This is a genomic window from Luteibacter sp. 22Crub2.1 (assembly GCF_900167995.1).
GTDB classification, from domain to species: Bacteria; Pseudomonadota; Gammaproteobacteria; order Xanthomonadales; family Rhodanobacteraceae; genus Luteibacter; species Luteibacter mycovicinus.
In genome coordinates this window covers 225,339-247,026 of sequence record NZ_FUYT01000006.1, presented here as the reverse complement: position 1 = coordinate 247,026, position 21,688 = coordinate 225,339, and the positions used below count along the sequence as shown (strand labels likewise).

The 21,688-nt window shown below is 67.2% G+C and carries 18 protein-coding genes; 8 read left to right on the top strand and 10 right to left on the bottom strand.

Going from position 1 to position 21,688, the window contains the following annotated elements; translation table 11 throughout:
* Positions 1–44: 44 nt before the first annotated feature.
* The 4 genes from B5X73_RS08275 to B5X73_RS08260 are packed head-to-tail and all read right to left on the bottom strand — an operon-like array spanning position 45 to position 4,036.
* On the bottom strand, positions 45–596 hold the full coding sequence (locus tag B5X73_RS08275; protein ID WP_079521290.1) for a DUF2894 domain-containing protein: 552 nt from the start codon (positions 594–596) through the stop codon (positions 45–47).
* Positions 593–1,237: an OmpA family protein gene (locus B5X73_RS08270; RefSeq protein WP_079521289.1), complete on the bottom strand. Its 645-nt coding sequence runs from the start codon at positions 1,235–1,237 to the stop codon at positions 593–595. The genes B5X73_RS08275 and B5X73_RS08270 overlap by 4 nt, the downstream gene beginning before the upstream one ends.
* The gene (locus B5X73_RS08265) at positions 1,234–3,330 is read right to left on the bottom strand and encodes a DUF802 domain-containing protein (RefSeq protein WP_079521288.1); all 2,097 of its coding nucleotides are present in this window, start codon (positions 3,328–3,330) and stop codon (positions 1,234–1,236) included. Before B5X73_RS08265 ends, B5X73_RS08270 begins: the two co-directional genes overlap by 4 nt.
* 10 nt (positions 3,331–3,340) lie before the next feature.
* Entirely contained in the window at positions 3,341–4,036 is a 696-nt protein-coding gene (locus tag B5X73_RS08260) for a DUF3348 domain-containing protein (protein ID WP_079521287.1), read from the bottom strand.
* A gap of 146 nt (positions 4,037–4,182) precedes the next feature.
* Between B5X73_RS08260 and B5X73_RS08255 the strand changes: the two genes are divergently transcribed.
* Positions 4,183–5,925 (top strand): alpha-glucosidase, encoded by a 1,743-nt coding sequence (locus tag B5X73_RS08255; protein WP_079521286.1) that lies wholly within the window; start codon positions 4,183–4,185, stop codon positions 5,923–5,925.
* Between the two features lie 132 nt (positions 5,926–6,057).
* On the top strand, positions 6,058–6,504 hold the full coding sequence (trxC, locus tag B5X73_RS08250; protein ID WP_079521285.1) for a thioredoxin TrxC: 447 nt from the start codon (positions 6,058–6,060) through the stop codon (positions 6,502–6,504).
* A gap of 176 nt (positions 6,505–6,680) precedes the next feature.
* On the opposite strand, the gene mgrA is transcribed toward trxC, so the two are convergent.
* Positions 6,681–7,712, bottom strand: coding sequence for an L-glyceraldehyde 3-phosphate reductase (gene mgrA / locus B5X73_RS08245; protein ID WP_079521284.1), 1,032 nt, complete (start codon positions 7,710–7,712; stop codon positions 6,681–6,683).
* Between the two features lie 147 nt (positions 7,713–7,859).
* On the opposite strand from mgrA, the gene B5X73_RS08240 reads away from it, so the two are divergent.
* From B5X73_RS08240 to B5X73_RS08220, 5 genes are all read left to right on the top strand, one after another.
* Complete coding sequence (locus B5X73_RS08240) at positions 7,860–8,330, top strand: hypothetical protein (RefSeq protein ID WP_139382704.1); 471 nt, start codon at positions 7,860–7,862, stop codon at positions 8,328–8,330.
* Between the two features lie 131 nt (positions 8,331–8,461).
* Complete coding sequence (locus tag B5X73_RS08235) at positions 8,462–9,472, top strand: FecCD family ABC transporter permease (protein ID WP_079521282.1); 1,011 nt, start codon at positions 8,462–8,464, stop codon at positions 9,470–9,472.
* A complete protein-coding gene (locus B5X73_RS08230) occupies positions 9,469–10,257 on the top strand; it encodes an ABC transporter ATP-binding protein (protein WP_079521281.1) in 789 nt (262 codons plus the stop codon). The genes B5X73_RS08235 and B5X73_RS08230 overlap by 4 nt, the downstream gene beginning before the upstream one ends.
* A complete protein-coding gene (locus B5X73_RS08225) occupies positions 10,254–11,123 on the top strand; it encodes a cobalamin-binding protein (protein ID WP_079521280.1) in 870 nt (289 codons plus the stop codon). The genes B5X73_RS08230 and B5X73_RS08225 overlap by 4 nt, the downstream gene beginning before the upstream one ends.
* Before the next feature lie 79 nt (positions 11,124–11,202).
* Positions 11,203–13,440, top strand: a complete 2,238-nt coding sequence (locus tag B5X73_RS08220; protein ID WP_176167782.1) for a GAF domain-containing hybrid sensor histidine kinase/response regulator — start codon at positions 11,203–11,205, stop codon at positions 13,438–13,440.
* A gap of 38 nt (positions 13,441–13,478) precedes the next feature.
* Here the strand turns inward: B5X73_RS08220 and B5X73_RS08215 are convergent, their stop codons facing one another.
* From B5X73_RS08215 to B5X73_RS08195, 5 genes are all read right to left on the bottom strand, one after another.
* A complete protein-coding gene (locus B5X73_RS08215; protein ID WP_176167781.1) occupies positions 13,479–15,545 on the bottom strand; it encodes a S9 family peptidase in 2,067 nt (688 codons plus the stop codon).
* Positions 15,546–15,598: 53 nt separating this feature from the next.
* Positions 15,599–17,440, bottom strand: coding sequence for a hypothetical protein (locus B5X73_RS08210; RefSeq protein ID WP_079521277.1), 1,842 nt, complete (start codon positions 17,438–17,440; stop codon positions 15,599–15,601).
* A gap of 29 nt (positions 17,441–17,469) precedes the next feature.
* Positions 17,470–18,384 (bottom strand): ABC transporter ATP-binding protein, encoded by a 915-nt coding sequence (locus B5X73_RS08205; protein WP_079521329.1) that lies wholly within the window; start codon positions 18,382–18,384, stop codon positions 17,470–17,472.
* 20 nt (positions 18,385–18,404) lie between these two features.
* Positions 18,405–18,812 carry a GntR family transcriptional regulator gene (locus B5X73_RS08200; protein WP_079521276.1) on the bottom strand — a complete coding sequence of 136 codons (408 nt, stop codon included), beginning with the start codon at positions 18,810–18,812 and terminating at the stop codon, positions 18,405–18,407.
* A gap of 178 nt (positions 18,813–18,990) precedes the next feature.
* The gene (locus tag B5X73_RS08195; protein WP_079521275.1) at positions 18,991–20,916 is read right to left on the bottom strand and encodes an LTA synthase family protein; all 1,926 of its coding nucleotides are present in this window, start codon (positions 20,914–20,916) and stop codon (positions 18,991–18,993) included.
* Positions 20,917–21,048: 132 nt separating this feature from the next.
* Between B5X73_RS08195 and B5X73_RS08190 the strand changes: the two genes are divergently transcribed.
* Positions 21,049–21,669, top strand: coding sequence for a YrbL family protein (locus B5X73_RS08190; RefSeq protein ID WP_079521274.1), 621 nt, complete (start codon positions 21,049–21,051; stop codon positions 21,667–21,669).
* Positions 21,670–21,688 lie beyond the last annotated feature (19 nt).

Sequence of the window (21,688 nt, the reverse complement as noted above, 5' to 3'; positions counted from 1 at the left end):
GAACTATAGAGCGCCGTGGCGACGAAATAATGAATCCGCCTCGACTATTTGCGAGGCTTCTTCCGGGCGCGCTTGCCGATGGTGGCCGGCTGGAGCGAGCCCGCGGGGCCCGCCACACCGTCGCCGACGCGCTCCATCCACGACAGGTCGTCGACATAGGCAAGGAAGTGCTGGAGGTAACCGGGCGACGACTCGCGCATCAGCGCGATGGCGCGATGGACCAGTGCCGAGGAGTTGAGCGGCCCGGCGTTTTCCGGGACGGGAGCCATGGACTGGCGCAGCTGGCTCTCGGTGCGAACCCGGGACCATATACGGCGAAAGGCGTCGAGGGAAGGCAGCTCGGGGTAAGCCGCGCGTTCAGTGGGCGGCTCGCGATCGCCGGCGGCCAGCGCATCGACCAGCTCGCCAAGCGGGCCGCGGACGGCCGTCGGCCCGACACCGGGCCGGTCGCCCTCGACGCGCCAGACGTCCGCCGCACGCAACAGCGCGAGCCGCCGGTCGAGGATCTGGCGCAACTCGCCTTCCTGTCCGGCGGCTCGCCGCTCCATCGCCTCAATGAGGTGGCGGCGTAGGGTGCGGGTCGACGAAGCGCTCACGGGGTCGCCGCTGCCGGAGCCGACGGCCTGGGCATCGGTGCGATCTCGACGCGGCGATTCTTCGCCCTGCCCTCGTCGCTGGAGTTGGCGCTGACCGGCTGCTCCGAGCCGAACGCCGCGGCGAAGACCGACGAGGGCGGCACGCCATCCGCGATCAGGGCGCGCGTCACGGTCAGCGAGCGCTGGGCGGAAAGCTCCCAGTTATCGGCGAAATGCCGGTTGCCGTCGCGGACCGGCTGATCGTCGGTGAAACCGCTCACCATCAGCACCTCGTCGCGGGTCTTGAGATAGCCGGTCAGTGGCCCGGCAAGGCTCTTCAGCACCTCGAGGCCTTCCGGTTGCAGCTGATCGGAATTGAGAGCGAAGAGCACGCTGCCGCGGATGCCGATGCGCCCGTCCACCAGCGTCACACGTCCGGCCGCGAGCGGCGCGGCCAGCGCCTGCTCGAGGGTGACACGGCGTTGTTCTTCGGCCTGCTTCTGCTTCACCGCTTCGTCCAGCTTGCTGGTGAGCTGCAGCTGCATGCCGATCACACCGACGAGGATCAGCACGAAGGCACCGAGCAGGACCGACATCAGGTCGCCGAACGCGGCCCAGATCGGTGTACCGGCTTCGCCTTCGAGCTCGAAGTCGTCGCTCATGCGTTGCCCGCTCCGCTGGACAGACGCTGGCTCGCGACATGCTGCATCTCTTCGATGATCTGCTTCTGCGACAGCACGCTGAGGTCGACCACTTCCCGCGCCTGCGCCACGTAATAGGCCAGCTGCTCGTCACTGCGCGCAAGCGACGTATCGAGCGCGCCGGCGATGAGTTGCAGGCGCTCCATCAGCGCTTCGTTGGACTGACCGAACATCTGCACGGCGGCACCGAATGCCTCACCCAGACTTGCCACCTCGATGGCGCTGCCGGTGAGTTGTGCCGCGACGCTGCCGAGTTTGCCGGTCTCCGCCTCCACGTGGTCGCTGAAGCGCGTACTGACACGCTCGAGCAGATCGGCCGATGTGGTGACCAGTGCGTCGACGGCGGTGCGCTGCTCGGTGGACGCATGATTGACGGCGTCGAGCAGGGTTTCGAGCGTCGCCAGGAGACGGCTGCGTTCTTCGAGCATGGACGTGTCGCGGACCATACTGTCGGAAAGTTTCTGACGCAGTTCGGCGACGACCTCGGCGGCGACGCGCGGCGCTTCCGATGCGGCGTCGACCAGGCGCGAAATCTCCGCGATGGTTTCGCCCGCATGCGCCTGGGTGCGTGCCGAGACATCCGTCGCCGTGCGCTCCAGCGTGTCGCAGATCGCCTGCTCGCGGGCGGCGGCCTGCTCGGCCGTCTTTACCCACTGCGCACTCAGCGATTCGGTCATGGCGGCGAGCGACGCGGTCCAGGCGGCGAGACGCTCCTCGTCACGCGCGGCGAGGGTCGACTGCAGATCGGCGTGCGACTGAGCGACCGTGCGCACGAGCGACCCGGCCTGGTCGTCGAAGGTGGTCGCCGCGGAGGCGAGCGCGTCCTGATGGCGTGTGACCAGTGCTTCGTTGGTCGCCTCCTGTCGCGACAGGGCGTCTTGCCATGCGGCCGATGTTGCCGATGCCGATGCATCGAGACGGGTCGCGACGGCATCGACCAGATCGGACGAGCGCTTGCCGAAACCGTCGACGAAACCGTCGAGTGAGGCGCGCAGATCCGCCGCCATCGCGTCGTTGGACGCCTGCTGCCGGACCAGTGCGTCGTTCCACAGGGCGGCCACATTCGACGTACTCAGCTGGAAGGCCGCCGACAGGCCTTCCAGCTGCTGCTGCACCGCACGGGTCACCGTGTCGTGCAAGGCGGCGGTCTCCCGGGCAAGGCCGGCCATCGTCGACTCCATGACCGGCTGGAAGGCCGCGCTCGCGGCGCGCGCGCTCTCGGTGACACTGTCCTTCAGCGACTGCTCGACGGAACCGGCGAGGCGCGTGTAGATCGTCGCGGTGGCGGCGTGGAAGGCTTCCTGGCTGGCGAGCTGACGCTCGCTCGCGGCCACATTGTGCGTTTCCATGGCGGTCATCATCGCCTGCAGGCGATCCATCAACGCCGGCATGGCTTCCGTCTGCTGCTGGAGCAGCCGGAACGACTCGTCGCGCTGATGCGCCCGCGAAAAGCTGCGCAGTGTCGTGGCGGCTTTCGCATCCAGAGCCTGTACGGCGTGCAGGCGCTCGCGGCGTACCAGCGCCGAGAGCAGGCCGAGCATCGCCGACGTCGCGACACCGGCGATCGACGTTCCGAACGCGAAGCCCAGGCCCTTCACGGGTGCGGCGAGCGAGCCGCGGATGGCCTGCAGGTCGGTCGCGCTTTCCAGCGCCAGCCCCGTGCCGCGCAACGTCGCCATCATGCCGAGCAGCGTGCCCAGCATGCCGAGCAGCACCAGCAGACCCACGAGATACGGCGTGAGCGCCGGTGTCGGCAGCGCCACGCGCTCGCCTTCGACACGCAGGCGCACGGCGTTGCGCAGGCTCGGATGCAGGCGATCCAGCCAGCCGGCCAGACCGGACGGGGCCACCTCGAGTTCGCCCACGGCCTGACGCAGCGTGATGGTCGCCTGATGGTATCGATACAACTCGAGAGCGCCGGCGAGGTAACACGCGGCGATCAGCAGCGCGACCGCCGCGCCAAGCGGGTTGGAGCCCACGTAGCCCGCACCGATCCAGATGACGGCCACGAGGCCCACGAGGAACACGGCGAGATGAAGAAAGTTTCTGAACATGATTTCTCAGTTATCGGGTACGGAGCGCGGCGAGCAGCGCCTCGACCGGTTGGAAACGAACATCGAGTTCGGCCAGCAGCACGGCCTGCATGTCCTTGCGGAAGGCATCCAGCCATGCACCGGCATCGTCGGGGCGGGCCGCCTGGCGCAGCCGGTCGAAATGATGGGCGAGCAGGGCGGGCACGTTGCCCATCAGCGACTGCTCGCGACCGCTCAGCGCGAGTTCCATGACGGCGTCGACTTCCGCGAGGCGGGCCATCTCATCCGATGAGGCCGCCAGAATGTCCCGCAAACGCCCACGCAGGTGCCCGGTGTGCGACTGCATGGACCGCTGGAGCGTGGTGTAGCGCTGCCGAAGCGGCGCGAAGTCGGGCGTCGTGCCCGCGACGATACCCCGGGCGACGAGCTCACGGGCTCCGGTGATGGTCTGGACCAGCGTTTGCCTGACCCGGGCGCACTCGGCCGCTTCGTCGTCGACAGGGTGAGACACCTCGGCGGCGATCGCTTCCACCTTCCCGTCCAGCGCCGCCGACAAGGCAAGCGCATGGGTCCAGTCGAGCCACTGGCTCAACCGGTCCGGCAACGCGGCGTTCGGGCGACCCGTATCAACGTCGGTGAGACGCGACAGCAGGCGGATGAACGTGGGTCCACGGACGCTGGTCCGCTGGTGTGCTTGCACGGGTTCTGCTGGCGAAAAAACGCCCATTTTACACGCGAATGGCAACGTCCCGTATTCATCGACAGGCGACGCCGGCGCTGGGTAAGCCGCCACCCGGCTTGCGCGTCCGTCGGCATCTGGCCACGGGAGCCCTGCGTTACTATCGGCGGTCTTCCAGTCAGGGGATGTGGCCAATGGGTATCTTTCGCCGAATCGCGGGTGTCGCCGGCTCGCTTTGTCTCTTCTGGGCGGCACTGGATGCGACGGCGGCGGATACGAAGGCACCGTGGTGGAAGCACGCGCTCGTCTATGAGATCTACCCCCGCAGCTTCGGTGACAGCAACGGCGACGGTGTCGGCGACCTCAACGGAATCAATGCCCATCTGGATGACCTGGAGAAGCTCGGGGTGGACGCGATCTGGATCGCGCCCATGTACCCGTCGCCGCAGGCGGATTTCGGCTACGACATCTCCGACTACCAGGCCATCGACCCGCAATACGGCACGATGGCCGACTTCGATCGCCTGCAACAGGCCGCGAAGCAACGCCACATCCATGTGATCCTCGACATGGTGATGAACCACACGTCCGATCACCACGCGTGGTTCGTCGAATCCGCCAGTTCACGTAATAACCCGAAGTCGGACTGGTACGTCTGGAACGACGGCATCCCTGCCGACACCGCGCACCTCTCCGCCGTGCAGCGGCGCAACATCCATGACGGCAAGGCGCCGCCCAACAACTGGGAGTCGATGTTCGGCGGCTCAGCATGGCAGTGGGTGCCGGCGCGCCAGCAGTTCTATTACCACCGCTTCTACATCCAGCAGCCGGATCTCAACTGGCGCAATCCCGACGTGGAGAAAGCCATGTTCGGCGCGATACGCTTCTGGCTGGATCGCGGCGTGGACGGCTTCCGGCTCGATGCCATCTCCGTGCTGTTCGAGGACACGGAGTTACGGAACGATCCCGAACGTCCTGGTACGAATGCGCAGGGCGAGCCGAACCTCAACTACCTCTACAGCGACAAACTGCCCGAGGTCCATGGCGTGATGAGACGCCTGCGTGCACTGGTCGACAGCTATCCGGGTCAACGCGTGCTGATCGGCGAAACCTACGAGCCCAACATCAAGCTACTGGACGAGTGGTATGGCACGAAGGAAGCGCCGCAACTGCAGTTGCCGATGAACCTGCAGCTGGGCTTCGGCTGGCAGGCAAGCTTCGACGCCACATGGTTCCGGAAGCGCCTTCAGGAGTCCCAACAGGTTCACGGGCAACCGTTGCTCGTTGTCGACAACCACGACAATCCACGTTCGATCGATCGGTTTGGCGATGGTACCCATGACGTGGAGCGCGCGAAGGTCGTCGCGGCGGCACTGCTGACGTCCCGCGCTGTCGCCCTCACCTATTACGGCGCTCCCATCGGCATGACCACCGCGACGCCCACGCGGGTCGAAGACGTGCGCGATCCGGTCGGCGTCACCGGCTGGCCGAAGGACAAGGGGCGTGACGGTGAGCGCACGCCGATGCAGTGGACGTCTGGCGCACAGGCCGGCTTCTCGACGAGTCCCAAAACGTGGCTCCCCGTGAATCCCAACCACGCAACGGTCAACGTCGAGGATGAGTGGAAGCAACCCGAGTCGTTGCTCAACTGGCATCGTCAGCTGATCGCGCTTCGACGGGACAACCCGGCATTGCGCGATGGCGCGATGACGTTTCTCGATAACGACAATCCGAACGTCCTCGTCTATCGACGCGAGGGGACGCGTCCGGTGCTGGTGATGCTCAACTTCAGTGGGTCGGCACAACCCGTACCGAAGCGGCTGATGCAGGGCAAGATCAGGACGCTCGCGGCGAGCGAGGATTCGCTGCGCGAGGTGGCAACGCTGGACGAGGCCTCGCTTCCCGCTTACTCGGCGTGGGTCGTGACATCGGATTGATGCTGCTGCGTCGGCAGACAATTCACGGGGCGGTCGCCTGGGGGCAGCATGGACATGGCTTCAATAGGTACAAGACGGTAGATAACGGCGGGGTAAGCTCATGAAAAGGCCACCTGCCATACGGACGATGCCATGACCGACTCACCTATCCTTCTCGCCTGCCCCCACTGTGGAACGATGAACCGCGTGGCACGGGAGCGCCTCGGCGCCGCGCCGAACTGCGGCCATTGTCACCAGGCGTTGTTCACCGGCAAGCCCGCGGTTCTGACCACGTCAACGTTCGACAAGCACGTGCAGCGCAGTGAACTGCCCTTGCTGGTCGACTTCTGGGCTACCTGGTGTGGGCCCTGCCTGTCGATGGCGCCGCATTTCGAATCGGCGGCGAAAACGCTGGAGCCGAGGTTTCGTCTGGCCAAGGTGGATTCGGACGCGAATCCGGACCTCAATGCGCGCTACGGGATCCGGAGCATCCCGACGATGATTCTGTTTGCCGGCGGGCTCGAGGTGGCGCGGCAGTCGGGGGCTGTGGGTAGCGCGCAAATCGTGGCATGGGCGGAGGCGAAGTTGTCCGGAGGGTAGGTAGTTATTAAAGCTTAGGCCCTTAAAGTTTAATAAGGGTTTGGCTTATTAAACTTTAAGGGCGCTATACGCTGCGACGGATGCGGGTCGGCTTCTCCGCTTTGCTGGCTTTTCGCCAGCAGGGCTGGCTCCTGCAAACAGCGTCGCCCCAGCGACTTTCGAGAGGGCGAGGTGGATCAGAGCTCGGCCGATTCTTTCCAGAGGTCCGTGCCGCCGTCGCTGGCGTAGCGATCGATTTCCGTCAGTTCAGCGGCGGTGAAATCGAGGCGCTTCACGGCGTCCAGTGAGTTGTCGAGCTGTTCGACCGTGCGGGCCCCGATCAGCGAGGAAGTGACGCGCGGGTCGCGCAGGGTCCAGGCGATGGCCATCTGGGCCAGGGTCTGGCCGCGACCTTCGGCGATCGTGTTCAGAGCGCGGATGCGTTCGAGGTTTTTCTCGTTGAGCTGGTCCTTGCCGAGCGAACCGTCACGCGTGGCGCGTGCGTCCGCAGGGATGCCCTTGAGGTACTTCGATGTCAGCAGACCCTGCGCGAGCGGCGAGAACGCGATGCAGCCGGTGCCGAGGTCTTCCAGCGTGTCGAGCAGGCCGTCTTCGATCCAGCGGTTGAACATCGAATAGTTGGGCTGATGGATGAAGAGCGGCACGCGCTCTTCGGCGAGGATGGCCGCGGCCTTGCGCGTCAGCTCCGGCGAGTAGCTGGAAATACCGATGTACAACGCCTTGCCCTGACGATGCAGATGCGCGAGCGCGCCCATGGTCTCTTCCAGCGGCGTGGTCGGGTCGACACGGTGCGAGTAGAAGATGTCGACGTAGTCCAGGCCCATGCGCTTGAGCGACTGGTCGCAGCTGGCGATGAGGTACTTGCGGCTGCCGCCGATGCCGCCGTACGGGCCCGGCCACATGTCCCACCCGGCTTTGGACGAGATGATCAGCTCGTCGCGGTACGGCGCGAAGTCGCTCGCCATCACGCGGCCGAAGTTCTCCTCCGCCGAGCCATACGGGGGGCCGTAGTTGTTCGCGAGGTCGAAGTGCGTGACGCCGCGGTCGAAGGCGCGGCGCAGGATGGCCCGGCCGGTTTCGAAGACGTCCGCTCCGCCGAAGTTCTGCCAGAGGCCAAGCGAGATCGCCGGCAGGTCGATACCGCTGCGTCCGCAGCGGCGATAGGGCATGAGGTTGTCGTAGCGGTCCGCGGCGGCCTGATAAGACACGTGAGTCTCCGGTTCGATATCTGAAAGAGGGAATGCTAAGCGAAATCGGCCCGCCGAAGGCTTGCCGTTTACGCTTCCAGCCGGGCTGTCTTCCCGCAGTGTCGCCGTGTAGATTCACCGCTGGACGCAAAAAGGGAGATGTTCTCGATGAGTGGAACGAATACCGGCCGGCCGACGCGACTGTGGGTCGTTGGCGTGCTCGACATCATGACGGGCATCGTGGCCATCGCGGGCGTCTTCCTGCTGGCCTATGCCTCGACGGTGCCCGACTCGCTGCGACCCGGCTGGGAAACCTGGCTCATCGCTTGCGGCTCGGGCCTGTTCCTCGTGATCGGCCCGGTGTTGACCCTGGCCCGCGTTCCCCGCGCCCAGTACGCCATGCTCGCCGCTGCGCTGATTTTCTTCGGCATGCTGATCTGGCAGAACGCCGCGCTGCTCTTCGGACCCGGACCCTTCGACACCCCTTCCGTTCAGATACGACTCGCCGCGACGGTGTTCCGCGGCTGCATGATGATCGCGCTCAACCTCTGGGTGACCCTGGGCCAGCCGACGCGGGATTTCATGCTTGGTGCGCCGGGGAATCCGAACGGTGGCGACGGGGACTCGCGGACGGCTTGAATCGATGGCAGGTGGGCTCCCGCCCCGTTGCGCCTGCGCGGCGAGTGCCTGTGGAAGGCCGGCGAATCCTTTATCCTGCGGGGCTGCCCCGGGAGCCGGTCAAGGTGCCAAGCACAGGCAAGACAACGCGGATGCCGCGCACGGCCACCTTCGCCTCGGCCGTCCGACTATGGTCGGGCATGCTGCTCGCCTCGGTGCTGGTGCTGGCCGCCTCACTCCTCCTGGGCGGGACCGACTCGACCATCGCCGCGTCGTGGCAGGCCCTCTTCAGCGCCGCCGATACACCGATGCACGCGATCGTCTGGGAGTTGCGCGTGCCGCGCAGCGTCGCGGCGTACGGCGTCGGCGGGCTGCTCGCGCTGTCCGGCTGCCTGATGCAGATTCTTGTGCGGAACCCGCTGGCCGACCCCTATACCCTCGGGCTGTCCGGTGGCGCCGCGGTGGGCGCCCTGGGCGCCATGCTTGCCGGCGCGGGTGCGTTAGCCGTCGCCGCCGGTGCGGCCGGCGGTGCGTTGTTCGCCTGCGTCGCGGTGTTCGTCCTCGCTCACCGCGATCTGCTGTCGCGCCAGCGCGCCGCGCATCGCGAAGATTCCACCGACCTCATCCTGATCGGCGTCATGCTCGCCGCGGGGCTGGGAGCCATCGTCAGCATGATGCTGGTGCTGGCGCCGGACAAGAACCTGCGCGGCATGTTGTTCTGGATGATGGGCGATCTGAGCGGCGTGGCGAACTGGTCGCTGCCCGTGCTCGCCCTGCTCGCATGCGTGCTGCTGGTCGCGCCGCTGGGTCGCCAGCTGAATCTGCTGATGCGCGGCGAAGAGTCGGCCAGCGCGCTCGGTGTGCGGCCGCCGGTCGTGAAGGCCGCGATTTTCGTCATCGCCTCGATCGCCACCGCGATCGCCGTGACCACGGCCGGCACGGTCGGCTTCGTCGGACTGGTGGTCCCGCATGCGTTACGCCGGCTGGTCGGCAACGATCAACGCGTGCTGATTCCCGCGTGCGCGCTGGGTGGCGGTACCGTCGTCACGGTCGCGGATACGCTGGCTCGTGTGGTCGCGGACCCGATCCAGCTCCCCGTCGGCGCGGTGATGGCGGTGATCGGCGTGCCGACTTTCATGTTCCTGCTGGTGCGCCGGCGATGACGACGCGCCTGACCACCGAATCCCTCAGTCTGACCGTGCGCGGAAGAGAACTGGTGCACGCGCTGGACATGAGCGTGGTACCGGGCCAGGTGTGGTGCGTGCTGGGCCCCAACGGCGCGGGCAAGTCCACGCTGCTGCGTACGCTGGCCGGCTTACGCGCGGCGGACGGCGGCCGGGTCCTGCTCGGCGGGCACGACATCGCCAACTACCGTCCGCTTGACCTCGCCCGACGTCGCGGCTTCCTTCCGCAGTCGGTGGTCGACGCGTTTTCGTTGTCGGTCCTGGATGCCGTGGTCTCCGCGACGCATCCCCGCCTGTCGTTCTGGGCGTGGGGCGACGAAGGGGACGACGCGGCGCGGCAGGCACTGGAAACCTTCGAGCTGGCCGAACTGACCGGCCGCGACGTCACCACGCTGTCCGGTGGCGAACGCCAGCGCGTGAACATCGCCACGCTCTTCGCGCAGGATGTCGACATGCTGCTGCTCGACGAACCGCTAACGTCGCTCGACCTGCACCACCAGATGAAGACGCTGCACGAGCTGATGCGCGTCGCCACGGACCACGGCAAGTCGGTGATCTACACCGTGCACGACATCAACCTGGCCTTCCAGCATGCGACGCATGCGGTGCTCATGGATGGCAAGGGCGGCGCTCTGGCCGGCCGAACGAACGACGTGATCACGAGCGGGCATCTCTCGGCCGCGTTCCGTCATCCCATCCACGGCGTCACGCTGGGCGACGAGCTGTTCTTCCGCGCCGAACGCCTCAACGGTGTCTCCCGATGATCCGTCCGCTCGCCCTGTTCGCCCTGCTGATCGCACTCCCCGCCTCCGCCTCGGTGACGGTGACCGATGACGCAGGGCGCACGGTCACCCTGCCAGCACCGGCGCAGCGCATCGTCAGCCTCGCGCCGAGCATCACCGATGCGCTGTTCGCGGCCGGTGCGGGGCCGTACGTGGTCGGTACCACACGCTACAGCGACCATCCCGCTGACGCGAAGCACATCGCGATCATCGGCGACGCGACCATGCTCGACCTCGAGCGCATCGTGGGACTGAAGCCGGACGTGATCGTCGTGTGGCGAAGCGGCACGCCCGCCGCGCAGGTCGAAAAGCTGTCGCGCCTGGGCGTGCCCGTGTTCTACGCCGAGACCACGCGCCTGGCGGACGTGGCCGCGGCCACCCGACGCTTCGGCAGGCTGGCCGGTACCGAGGCGGTGGCCGACCGCGACGCCGCCGCGTTCGAGGCCGAACTGGGCAGGCTTCGTACGGCTTACGCGGGCAAGCCGCGGCTCAAGGTTTTCTACCAGATCTGGGACCGGCCGCTGATGACGATCGGCCACGCCCAGATCATCGACGACGCGATCACGCTCTGCGGCGGCGTCAATGTCTTCGCCGACCTGACCCAGGCCGCGCCGACGGTCACGCGCGAGGCCGTCCTGGCGCGCGACCCTGACGTGATTCTCGGCGGCGGCGACGCCGGCGCATCGCTGGCGGAGTGGCGCAAGACCGGCTTCCTCGCCGCCGTGAGACACGGCAACGTCGTGCCCCTCGACGCGCCTACCCTGGCCCTGCCCTCGCCATCGATCCTGCCGGGCGTCGCCGAGTTGTGCCGGGTCATCGACGAAGCACGGAAACGGGCGGCTCACTGACGGTCCCATCATTGCGGTCGTCGTCACATTTGCCTGCCTAGACTCGGGACGACACGAAACGCTGATGGAAATACGCCCCATGCCAGGCGCTCCGGCCGGTCACAATCCCGATCTTTCCTGGCTCGACGGCGGCGGCGAGACCGGCGCGCTCATCCGTGCGTTCGATTGGGCGACCACCGACCTCGGGCCGCTCGAGGGATGGCCGCAGAGCCTGCGCACGACCACCGGCCTGCTGCTGCTTTCCCCCGTGCCCATCGTGCTGCTGTGGGGCGAGAAGGGCTACATGATCTACAACGACGCCTATTCCGTGTTTGCGGGAGGGCGCCATCCACAGCTGCTAGGCTCCGAAGTGCGCAAGGGCTGGGACGAGATCGCCGATTTCAACGACAACGTGATGCGCGTCGGCCTTGCCGGCGGCACGCTCGCGTACAAGGATCAGCAACTGACGCTGATCCGGCGCGGCCTGCCCGAGCCGGTCTGGATGAACCTCGACTACTCGCCGGTCGTCGACGAAAGCGGCAGCCCGGGCGGGGTCATCGCCATCGTGGTGGAAACCACCGAACGGGTCCGCGCCGAGCAGTCCATACGCGGCAACGAGGCGCGCCTGCGCTTCCTCGACACCTTGCGCGAATCCACCGCCAAATACACCGATGCCGACCAGTTGCTCGCGACGACGACGCGCATGCTCGCCAGGCATCTGGGCGTGTCCATCTGCGCCTACGCCGACATGGACGAGGACGAGAACGGTTTCACCATCCGCGGCGACTGGTGCGCCCCGGGCTCTCCAAGCATCGTCGGTCGCTACAAGCTGACGGACTTCGGCCGCCTCGCGGTGACCAGCCTGTCCGCGGGCAAGCCGTACATCGTCCGTGACAACCGGGCTGAGCTCCCGCCCGAGGAGTCCGAAGCGTTCCAGCAACTCGGGGCCAGCGCCACGATCTGCATGCCGCTGATCCGCGGCGGCCGGCTCACCGCGCTGATGGCGGTCCACGACCGCGAAGCCCGCGACTGGCAACCGGATGACCTCGCGCTGCTCTCCGAAGTGGTGGAACGGTCGTGGTCGCATATCGAACGCGTGCGTGCGGAGGCCGCCGTACGCGAGAGCGACCGTCGTTTCCGTGAAGCGCTCGAGGCCAAGGTCCACGAACGCACGGCGGCGCTGATGCAGGCCGAGGAGGCGCTCATGCAGGCGCAGAAAATGGAGGCGCTGGGCAACCTCACCGGCGGCATCGCGCACGACTTCAACAACCTGTTGATGGTCATTCAGGGCAGCCTCGAACTGCTGCGTGAGCGCCTGCCGGAGGAACCGCAGCTGTTGCGGCTGGTGGACAGCGCGCGCTCGGGCGCGGAGCGTGGAGCGGTGCTGACCCGGCGCATGCTCGCCTTCGCACGCCGGCAGGATCTGAAAGCCGAACGCATCGACCTTCGCGTGCTGGTCGAGGGCATGACCGAGCTGATGCAGCGTTCGCTCGGTCCGACGATCGTCATCGAAACCCGCTTCGGGCCGGGACCGGCGACGATCGAGGGCGATGCCAACCAGATCGAATCCGCCCTGCTCAACCTCGCCGTGAACGCGCGCGACGCGATGGACGGTGTGGGCACCATGGCCATCCATATCGACGGCGTCGACGTGGACCACGCGCATGGCCCGCTCGTCGCTGGTCGCTATGTGCGCCTGTCGCTGAGCGATACGGGCGCGGGTATGGACGACGCGACGCTGAAGCGGGCCACCGAGCCGTTTTTCACCACCAAGGGCGTCGGCAAGGGCACTGGCCTCGGTCTGTCGATGGTCCACGGGCTCGCCGAGCAACTGGGCGGCTCTCTCTTCCTTACCAGCCGTCCCGACGTGGGCACGACCGCCGAAATCTGGCTGCCCGCGACGGACGCCGACGCGGGTGCCGACCCGGCGCCGGTCACCGAGACGCCGGTCCTCATGCCTGCGAATCCCGTGCGGGAGCACTCGCCCTGCATTCTCGCCGTCGACGACGACGACCTGGTCCGGGCGACGACGGCCGAGATGCTGCAGGAGCTGGGTTACCGCGTGATCACCGCGCGCTCGGGAGCCGAAGCGCTCGGGCTGCTCGAGCGCACCCCGGTGGATCTCGTCCTCACCGACCACGCGATGCCGCAGATGACCGGCGCGCAGCTGGCCCAGCGTGTCCGCGAGCGGGATCCCTCACTGCCAGTGGTGATGGTCACCGGCTACGCCGACCTTGCCGGCGGCGCGCACATCGACATCCCGCGTCTGGCCAAACCCTTCTCGCAGAGTGCGCTCACCGACACCCTGGCGCGCGCTCTGAAGCGTGCGCAGGCCTGATCGCCAACGGGAGACCCATCTCTCCTCTGCATTCGCTTTCAGCGCACGTCTGAAGGCGATGTCACAGGGCTGGCGGATGACGCCGTGGTAAGGGCATCGCCGGAGAGTCGCAGATTGGCCGCGAGATAGTCGCGCATGGCAGGGTCCGGCGGTGTTTCGGCCATGCCGCCGAGATGGCGGTGCAGGGCATCGGCGATGAGGTACAGGCTTGCTTCCCGTGCCAGTGGCCGCTCGTTGCTGTGTCCGGCGGCCGGATCGACCAGCAATGTCACGTCACGATCCAGGTGTTTCAGCTGCGCCGCATAACCGAGTACACCGCGCAAGGCCACGCGCTGATCGTCGCCGCCGGCGATGATCGTCAGAGGGCGTCGCATACGCGTCGCGTTGGCCAGCGGCGACTCGTCGTGCATGCGTTGCAGCGTGCCCCTGTCACCCAGGCCAACCTGCGTCATCCAGAGTTCGAACGGCAGCGGCGACGAGAGCGAGTTGGCCTCCGTCGAACGCGTGATCCAGGCGATGTCCCAGGCAAAGTCCGATGGCGGCACGAGCGCCACACCCACCCGGAACAGTTCGGGCTGCCACGTCACGCCGAGCAACGCCGAATAACCACCGAACGACGCACCGACGATACCCACCCGGCGCGAATCACCGACTCCCGCGGCGAGCAGTGCGCGCACGCCCTCGACGATGTCGCGTTGCACGCGCCCGTTACCGAAGTCGCCCTGCGCGGCGAGCATATAGTCGCGGCCGAAACCGGTGGACCCGCGAAAGTTGGGCTCGAACACCGCATAGCCGCGATTCACCAGAAACTGCGAGACCCCCGTGCCGAATTCGTCGGCGGCGACATTGCCCCACGGACCGCCATGGACCAGGGCGACCAGTGGCAATGTCGCCGGGTCGGCCCCGGGCGGCACGCGGACGAAACCATGCAGGCGCATCCCGTCCGACGCCGTCCAGTCGAACGGCAGTTGCGTCGCCATCGACGCATCGGGAAGCCATGACGCCACGCCGCCGTCGCGGCCACGCAGCGGTGGCGTCGTGAGCACTTCGGTAAAGCGGTCGTGCGCGGGATCGAAGAGGTGGTACCGCGCATCCTGCTGCGCTCCACCCCGCTCGACGACGAGCCAGCGATGCGCGCCCCGCTGGAAGCGCAGCGCCTTGCCCGGAAACCGTGCGCGGATCCGGTCGACGCGCGCCTGCGTCGCGGGATCGAGCCCCTGCGCCGCCCATGCGATGCCGCGATACGCGAGGATCGTCGGGCGCCCGGTGGCAGGGTCCGCGGTCGCCTCGTCGACATCGGCCACCTGCGCGGGGTCGCCGGCAAGCGGCCGCATCGAACCGTCCGGCTCGAGTCGCTGCAGGCGACGGAGGCTGCCGCCGATGTCGCTCATGAAAAGGGCACGCGCATCGGCGTCCAGCACCGGCCACAGGGCGCAACGCCACATCGCATCGCACCGGAGCACGCGCTCCCGGTGTCCGTCGCGATCGATGCGCAACGTGTCGACACCGGCGCCATCGACCTGCTGCAGCCAGCCGAGGCGGCCATCGTCCGCTAATGCAAAGCCCGTGATCCTGCCCACCGCGTCGGCCAGCCGCTCCTGCTGACCATCGACCCGCACGCGGGAGAGGCGCCAGCCACCGGGCGCACCGTCGGCGTCCAGGACGCGCTCGCGAACGATGACCGCGGCGGGCGACGTTGCGTCCACCTCCATCACCTCACGCCCGCCCGGGCCGCTGAGTTCGACAAGGGTGCGCGTTCCCGCCTGCCCCGCCGTGGCCAGCGCGAAGAGATGTCGAGGCGACACCAGCAACAGCCAGCGCCCGTCGTGCGACCAGAGCAGATCCGTCGCGTCGCTGCCGGCCAGGACCTGGCGCGCCTCGCCGGCGTCGGTCGGGGCCAGCCACAGCGAGCGTCCGTCCTCCGGTCCGCGCAGCCACGCCATTTGCCGGCCGTCCGGGGAGAGGGACACCGCCGTTACGGACGGCCGAACCAGAAACGCCGCCCGCTCGAAGCGAGGCGACGCCGGTCGCGAGCGCTCGCGTCGCAGCGCGTCGGCGAAGGCGCGGTCACCCGCCAGCGCGGGCATCGCGAGGGCGAGCGCCATGAGCGCCCCGAACCATAGCCGGCACGAATTCATTACGGTCTCCTAGTAACGGATCAGACGGTGGCGGGAGTCGCCAACGGGCGAACCGCGCGCTCGGCGCGCGGCACGATCAACGCCAGACTGGCGACCGCGGGCAGCCCGACCAGCGCACAGGTCGCCGTCCAGGCCAGGCGACTGCCGAGGGACAGGCTGCGACGCCATGCGACCCACGCCCCGATCGACGCCGCGAAGAGCGACAACACCGCGGCGAGCCAGCGCATCGATTCGGGAACGGGAGGCGTCGCGTACTCGCGATATGGCGACGGCGTGGCGAACAGGCCGGTCGCCCGATCGCGCAAGGTGTAGAGGACCGGCGAGAACCACCAGCTGCGATATCGATAGAACACGGGGAAATCCGGATCCAGCGCGCGTGTCGCCACCGGAACCACGTCGCCCTGGTCGTCGACCCACAGCACCGTCTGGTACGGCGGCGCTCCGAGCATGTCGAAAGGACGGCGGCTGAAGGTGAACGAGACCAGATAGCCGTCGACCAGCTCGACCATCTCGGCGCGCGTCTGGTCGCCGGGCAGTCCCGGTATCGCCACGCGTTGTCGCGCCGCCGGCGGGACCGGCGCGTCGAGCAGATGCCTTCCGTCGAACACATAGAGCGCACGGTCGCTGAGGATCACCAGGCTTCCGCCCACCGGCTGCGTACCGAGCAGCCGCTCGCCTTTATCGACGACCAGACGCGGCACGATGCGTCCCACGCTCGCGACGTACTGATATAACGTCTGCCCTGCTATCAGTGCCACATCGCCCTTACCCATGCCGGGCAGGATGCCGGCAGGTGTCGCGATGGCGGGGAACGCCGCGTTGCCGGCACCCACACCGAGTTCGCCCGCGCGCCGGCCATCCGTGAGCCGCATGCCTTCGAAACGCATGCGGTCGTGGCTGAAAGTCCAGCGAATGCGCATGTCGGCGTCATCGAACGCGGTCGGCACGGTGTTGCTCATCTCCTGCCACGGCGTGACATCCGGCAGCTGCCGCTCGATCTCGTGCACGTCGGACAGCGACACCTGCTCACGCCAGATCGGCGCCTGTCCGTTACCCGCGTCGTGCAGGCCCGCCAGCATGCGTTCACGGCCGGTCATGCGTTCGGTTTCGACGAAGCCTCCGTGTGGGGGCGTCGCCATGTTCACCGGGTGGGTGCCTTGCATGATCCACGCGAGCTCGCCCATGAAGCCCAGCAGATTCAGCAACAGGTAGGCGGCGATCTGCACGGGAATGGCGGTCAGGACGATGGCCGGCAGCGAGCGCGGCGCCGCGCCCAGATCCGGTCGGAACGCGACAAGCAGAAGCGCCAGCAACCAGACGCAGGCCAGGCCCTGGACCGCGAGCAGCAGCGGGCCGCTGGCCTGCGCGACGAACAGCCAGAACAGGAAGACCAGCGCGCACGACGAATAGCGCCTGTCCGCGAGCACGCCGTACGCGCCGGCGAAGTAGCCGGCGCAACCGACCAACCCGGCGGCGACCGGTACGATCAGGTGACGCAGGTCCACCACGTGGCCCGTGCCGCGTGCCTGCCATGCCAGTGCGATGAGGACCGGCAGCACGACAGCGCAGGCGATCGCCGCGAGTCCCGCCCCGATCAGCGCGGCGGCGATACGACGGGGCGCGAGCGGGCGGTGCAGCAGGTTCAGCCACTGATTGGGCCGCCGCCATGTGCCGTACTGATGCAGCCCGAGCAGGATGCCGGTAAGCACGTAGCAGGCGCCGGTGATGCGAAAAACGTGGATCGGCTGCTGGCCCATGTCGACCAGCCGCATGAAGAAAGCCAGGGCCAGCAGGTGGGCGGTGGCGTAGAGCACGACCCAAAGGCGGTAACGCAGCCATTCGGCCTTGAGCAGGTCACGCATGATCGTTCTCCCTGTGCGACGCGTGGCGGTCACGCCGCGGTCGGCACGGCGTGGTGTTTGGAGAGGAAGCCGTTCACCGCGCGGTCCAGACTGACCGGCAGGCGATGGATATCGCGTGCGCCGCTGGCGCGCAGAAAATCGGCGAAGCCGTCGCCTTGGTCGAGCACGAGGTAATGCTCGATGCCGTCGATGCGCTGCGCGTCGAGCAACCCGGGAACGAGCCGCGGGTCGGGCCCGCGGAACGGGATGTCCGCCACCCAGTGCGCGACACGTGCGCGGAACTCGTCGGGAGGCGAGACATTCCTCAGCGCGCCGCGCTCCATGATGATGAGGTTGTCGGCCACGCGCTCGATCTCCTCCATCTGGTGGGAGCAGTAGATCACCGTGCAGCCCTCGACCGCGTTGGAATGCAGCAGCGTTTCCAGGAACGCGCGCTTGGCCACCACGTCGAGACCCAGGGTGGGCTCGTCGAGCACGAGCAACGCCGGACGCTGGGCCAGGCTCAGCGCGAGGTTGAATCCGGCCCGCTCGCCGCGCGACAGCTGCGAGACCTTCTGCGTGGGGCGTACGTGATAATGGCCGATGACCTCGTCGAACGCCGGCTGGCTCCAGGCCGCGTACTGGCGCCGCTGCATCGCGGTGACGGCAGCTACGGTCATCCATCCGGGCAGGGTGTGCTCCTCGTTGACGAAGCCGATCCGCTGCCGGTCTTCCGGGCGCAGGTCGCGACAGTCGCGACCGAGGATCCACGCATCGCCCGAGGTGGCCGGCAGGAAGCCGAGCAGGATGCGGAACAGCGTGGACTTGCCAGCGCCGTTCGCACCGACGATGGCGTGTATATTGCCCGGCGCGATGGCGAGATCGAGCTGGTCGATGGCGACCTTGCCACCGTAACGCTTGCTCAGCGCCCGTGTTTCGACGACGTAGTCGTTCGCGCGATGCATGTCGCTCCCCCGGAAATACATCAGGCCGACTTCCGGGTCAGCACGGCCAGCGCCTTGTCCAGGCGGCCCATGGCGCGCTCAGGCGGATAGTCCAGCGCCGCCACTTCATGCACGAAGGTCTGGATCGCTTCGTCCATGCGCCGGTCGCGCTCGTCCTCGCTCAGCCGCTGGCGAGGTGGCGCGACGTAGAGGCCGACGCCTTGTCGCGACTCCAGCCAGCCTTCCGCCGTCAGTTCGGCATAGGCTTTGGCCACCGTGTTCGGGTTGACCGTCAGCTGCTGGGCCAGACCGCGCACGCTGGGCAACTGCGCCCCCGGCTGCAGCTCTCCCGTGGCGATGCGTAAGCGCACGGCGTCGACGATCTGCTTGCCGATCGGACGGGGATCGCCGGTGGCGATCTGGATGGGAAGGGCCTGGGTACGAGCCATCGGAGTGCACCATGTGTACTAGTGCATGTAGTACAGCAAAAACGCGCCTGTCCCGTCAACAGGTCCGTATGCCGGCCAATCGTCCTGAGGCGCTGCGTCGGCGGCAATAACCAGCACGTGACGTACTGGCTATCGCCGCATCGGCGGCCCCCGCATGGCTTATAAGCCGCTTAGCCGGTTATTTCCCGGTATCGGCTTTCGGCGGCAGGCGGTAGCGCTGCTTGCTGTACGCCCAGCTCGGCCACAACGCATGCGCCAGCGCGGTCTTTTCCAGTGACGGATCCACCGCGACGGGGTCGAGCTTTTCGCCATTGGCGGAATACTCGTGATCGAGCAGGTAGTGGTACTGCGTCGGCGCCTGATTCGGGCGCAGAACGATCAGCTGGTCGCCCTTGAGATAACCGTAGTTGTCGCCGTACTGCATGATCGCGCGGTCCGGATAGCGCTGGGTCAGGTCCGCGCCGAGCATCGGATGCTCGCTGCGAATGCCGATCAGCGAGAGCAGCGTCGGCGCGAGGTCGACCTGGCTGACGATGTGATCGTCCTTCTTCACCGGCACGCCCGCGCCGAGGATCAGTGCCGGAATGTGGAAGTGACGCACCGGCACCAGGCTCGCGCCGAACACGCGTGCGTCGTGATCGGCAACGATCAGGAACACCGTGTGATTCCAGTACGGCGACTGCTTCGCACGCTCGAAGAAACGACCGATCGACCAGTCCGCGTAGCGCACCGCGTTGGCGTTGCTTGCCGGATCGCCTTCGGCCTTGATACGGCCGGCCGGGTACTCCCACGGCGTGTGATTGGACACGGAGAATGCGACGGTCAACGTGGACTTGTCACCGTCGTCGAGCAGACGCCGATGCAGTTCGTTGAACATGTCCTCGTCCGACGCGCCCCACGAACCCACGAACTGCGGACTGGTCTTGAACGTCGCACGGTCGACGACTTCATTGAAGCCGTTGCCATAGAAGAACGAGCGCATGTTGTCGAAGTGAGCTTCGCCGCCGTAGAGGAAGCGCGTGTGGTAACCGAACGTGTCGAGCAGCGCACCCAGGGTGAAGAAGTCGCGCTGGCTGCGCGGAAGCTTCAGGACGGCCTCGGCAGGGGTCGGCAGGAAACCCGTGGTCGTCGCCTCGAGGCCACGCGCGCTGCGCGTGCCCGTGGCGTACGTGCGCTCGAGCCACCAGCCTTCATTGGAGAGCTTGTCCAGCTCAGGGGTGTAACCGGCGCCGCCGAGGCTGCCGACGAACTGCGCACCCAGGCTCTCCTCGAGGATGATCACGAGGTTGAGCGGTTTGTCACCCTGACGCGTCGGCTCCTGCCGATGCAGGCTCGGGTATTGCGGGTCGATCGGCGCGCCGTCGAAACCGGCGGTCTGGCGCACGGTGCGGTTCATTTCGTCTTCCGGCATCTTGCCGTAGACGGCGGAGGCCGACCGCTCGTTACCCAGCGCCAGCGCGGCGTTGAGCACGTTGTAGAGCGAGTTCAGCGGCAGCGTGTTGACCATCGCGTCGTTGGTGAAGGCGACCTGCGAGGCATTCAGCGGACGATGCTGCAACGTGCCGCGGCCGGCCAGGAACAGCACGGCGAAGGCCAGCACCGTAACCACCGGGCGCAACCAGCCGCTTAGCGGCGCACGATCCGGCTGGCGGGTCGGCAGCAGACGGAAACCCAGCCAGGCGATCAGCGCGAAGACGATGAGGCCCGCGCCGACCGAGAGCTTGTAGCCCTGCCACAGCATGGAGGCGACTTCTCGGGGGCTGGTCAGGTATTCGAAGTAGAGACGGTTCGGACGCGTGTCGTATTCGGCGATGAACTGCGGCGTCGATACTTCGAGCAGCACGTAGAGCAGCCACCAGAAGCGCAACCACCATGCCGCGATCCGGGTGGGCCAGCGGCGGTGGCCCAGCCACGGCGAGAACAGCGCGGGAAGCGCAACCACCATGGCCAGCAGCGAGAGGTCGATGCGCCAGCCACCGAGCAGGATCGGCCAGAGGCCGCCCGCATCGTGGACGCGGGTCCACTGCCAGACGGACAGGCCGACGCGCGAAAGCGTCAGGAAGACGAGGACGGCGACGATGAAACGCCAGGTAAGCTTGCGCACGATGGAAGTCCGGACCGGGGCGTGGCGGGCCGCCACGCGTGGAAAAACGCCAGTTACAGGCGCATGACTCTACACTGTGCGCCCCACGAACGACTTACAGCCGGCTTTCATGCCGCCGCATGAGGATCCACGATGTTCAGACTGGCCGAAGCCAAGCCGATCGCCACCGGGCATGTCCGCGAGGTGTACCAGCATCCCGACGAGCCCGACCTGCTGATCAAGGTCATCGCCAGCGAATCGATCGAAGCGCGCTGGAACGCCGCCCCGTGGTATCGCCGCATGGCCCGCAGCGGGCCGTACAAGGACTTCGTGCGCGAGTTTCGCGAATACGTCAGCAGCATCTATACCGGCGGCTATGACGACGTGCCCATCGCCCGGGTCGTCGGCCTGGAGATGACGGACATCGGGCTGGGGCAGATCGTGGAGAAGGTGTGCCGGCCCGACGGTGGTCTGGCGCCTACCCTCCACGACTGGGTCAAGGCCGAGGGGTTCACCGCCGTAACGCAGAAGGAGCTGGAAAGTTTCCATGCGCGGCTGCTCAGCCATAACGTGATCGCCGCCGACCTGCATGCCTGGAACGTGGTGTACGGCGAGGATTCCCGCGGTGGGCCGAGGCTGGTGATGATCGATGGCTTCGGCGAGAAGAACATCATTCCGCACTGCTCGATGAATCGGGCGCACAACGCATCGCGGACCAACAAGAAGTACGAGCGGATGCTCAGGCGGACGAAGGCCGAGGCGCCGGCGCTTTGAGGCCTGGCAAGATTGCATC

Excerpts from the sequence above, each read along its gene's own strand:
- B5X73_RS08215 (WP_176167781.1), bottom strand. The coding sequence starts at position 15,545 with ATGGCGCTCGCCCTCGCGATGCCCGCGCTGGCGGGTGACCGCGCCTTC.
- B5X73_RS08255 (WP_079521286.1), top strand. The coding sequence starts at position 4,183 with ATGGGTATCTTTCGCCGAATCGCGGGTGTCGCCGGCTCGCTTTGTCTC.
- B5X73_RS08190 (WP_079521274.1), top strand. The coding sequence starts at position 21,049 with ATGTTCAGACTGGCCGAAGCCAAGCCGATCGCCACCGGGCATGTCCGC.
- B5X73_RS08220 (WP_176167782.1), top strand. The coding sequence starts at position 11,203 with ATGCCAGGCGCTCCGGCCGGTCACAATCCCGATCTTTCCTGGCTCGAC.
- B5X73_RS08210 (WP_079521277.1), bottom strand. The coding sequence starts at position 17,440 with ATGCGTGACCTGCTCAAGGCCGAATGGCTGCGTTACCGCCTTTGGGTC.
- B5X73_RS08235 (WP_079521282.1), top strand. The coding sequence starts at position 8,462 with ATGCCGCGCACGGCCACCTTCGCCTCGGCCGTCCGACTATGGTCGGGC.
- B5X73_RS08225 (WP_079521280.1), top strand. The coding sequence starts at position 10,254 with ATGATCCGTCCGCTCGCCCTGTTCGCCCTGCTGATCGCACTCCCCGCC.
- trxC (WP_079521285.1), top strand. The coding sequence starts at position 6,058 with ATGACCGACTCACCTATCCTTCTCGCCTGCCCCCACTGTGGAACGATG.
- B5X73_RS08200 (WP_079521276.1), bottom strand. The coding sequence starts at position 18,812 with ATGGCTCGTACCCAGGCCCTTCCCATCCAGATCGCCACCGGCGATCCC.
- B5X73_RS08270 (WP_079521289.1), bottom strand. The coding sequence starts at position 1,237 with ATGAGCGACGACTTCGAGCTCGAAGGCGAAGCCGGTACACCGATCTGG.
- B5X73_RS08230 (WP_079521281.1), top strand. The coding sequence starts at position 9,469 with ATGACGACGCGCCTGACCACCGAATCCCTCAGTCTGACCGTGCGCGGA.
- B5X73_RS08265 (WP_079521288.1), bottom strand. The coding sequence starts at position 3,330 with ATGTTCAGAAACTTTCTTCATCTCGCCGTGTTCCTCGTGGGCCTCGTG.
- B5X73_RS08240 (WP_139382704.1), top strand. The coding sequence starts at position 7,860 with ATGAGTGGAACGAATACCGGCCGGCCGACGCGACTGTGGGTCGTTGGC.
- B5X73_RS08205 (WP_079521329.1), bottom strand. The coding sequence starts at position 18,384 with ATGCATCGCGCGAACGACTACGTCGTCGAAACACGGGCGCTGAGCAAG.
- B5X73_RS08260 (WP_079521287.1), bottom strand. The coding sequence starts at position 4,036 with ATGGGCGTTTTTTCGCCAGCAGAACCCGTGCAAGCACACCAGCGGACC.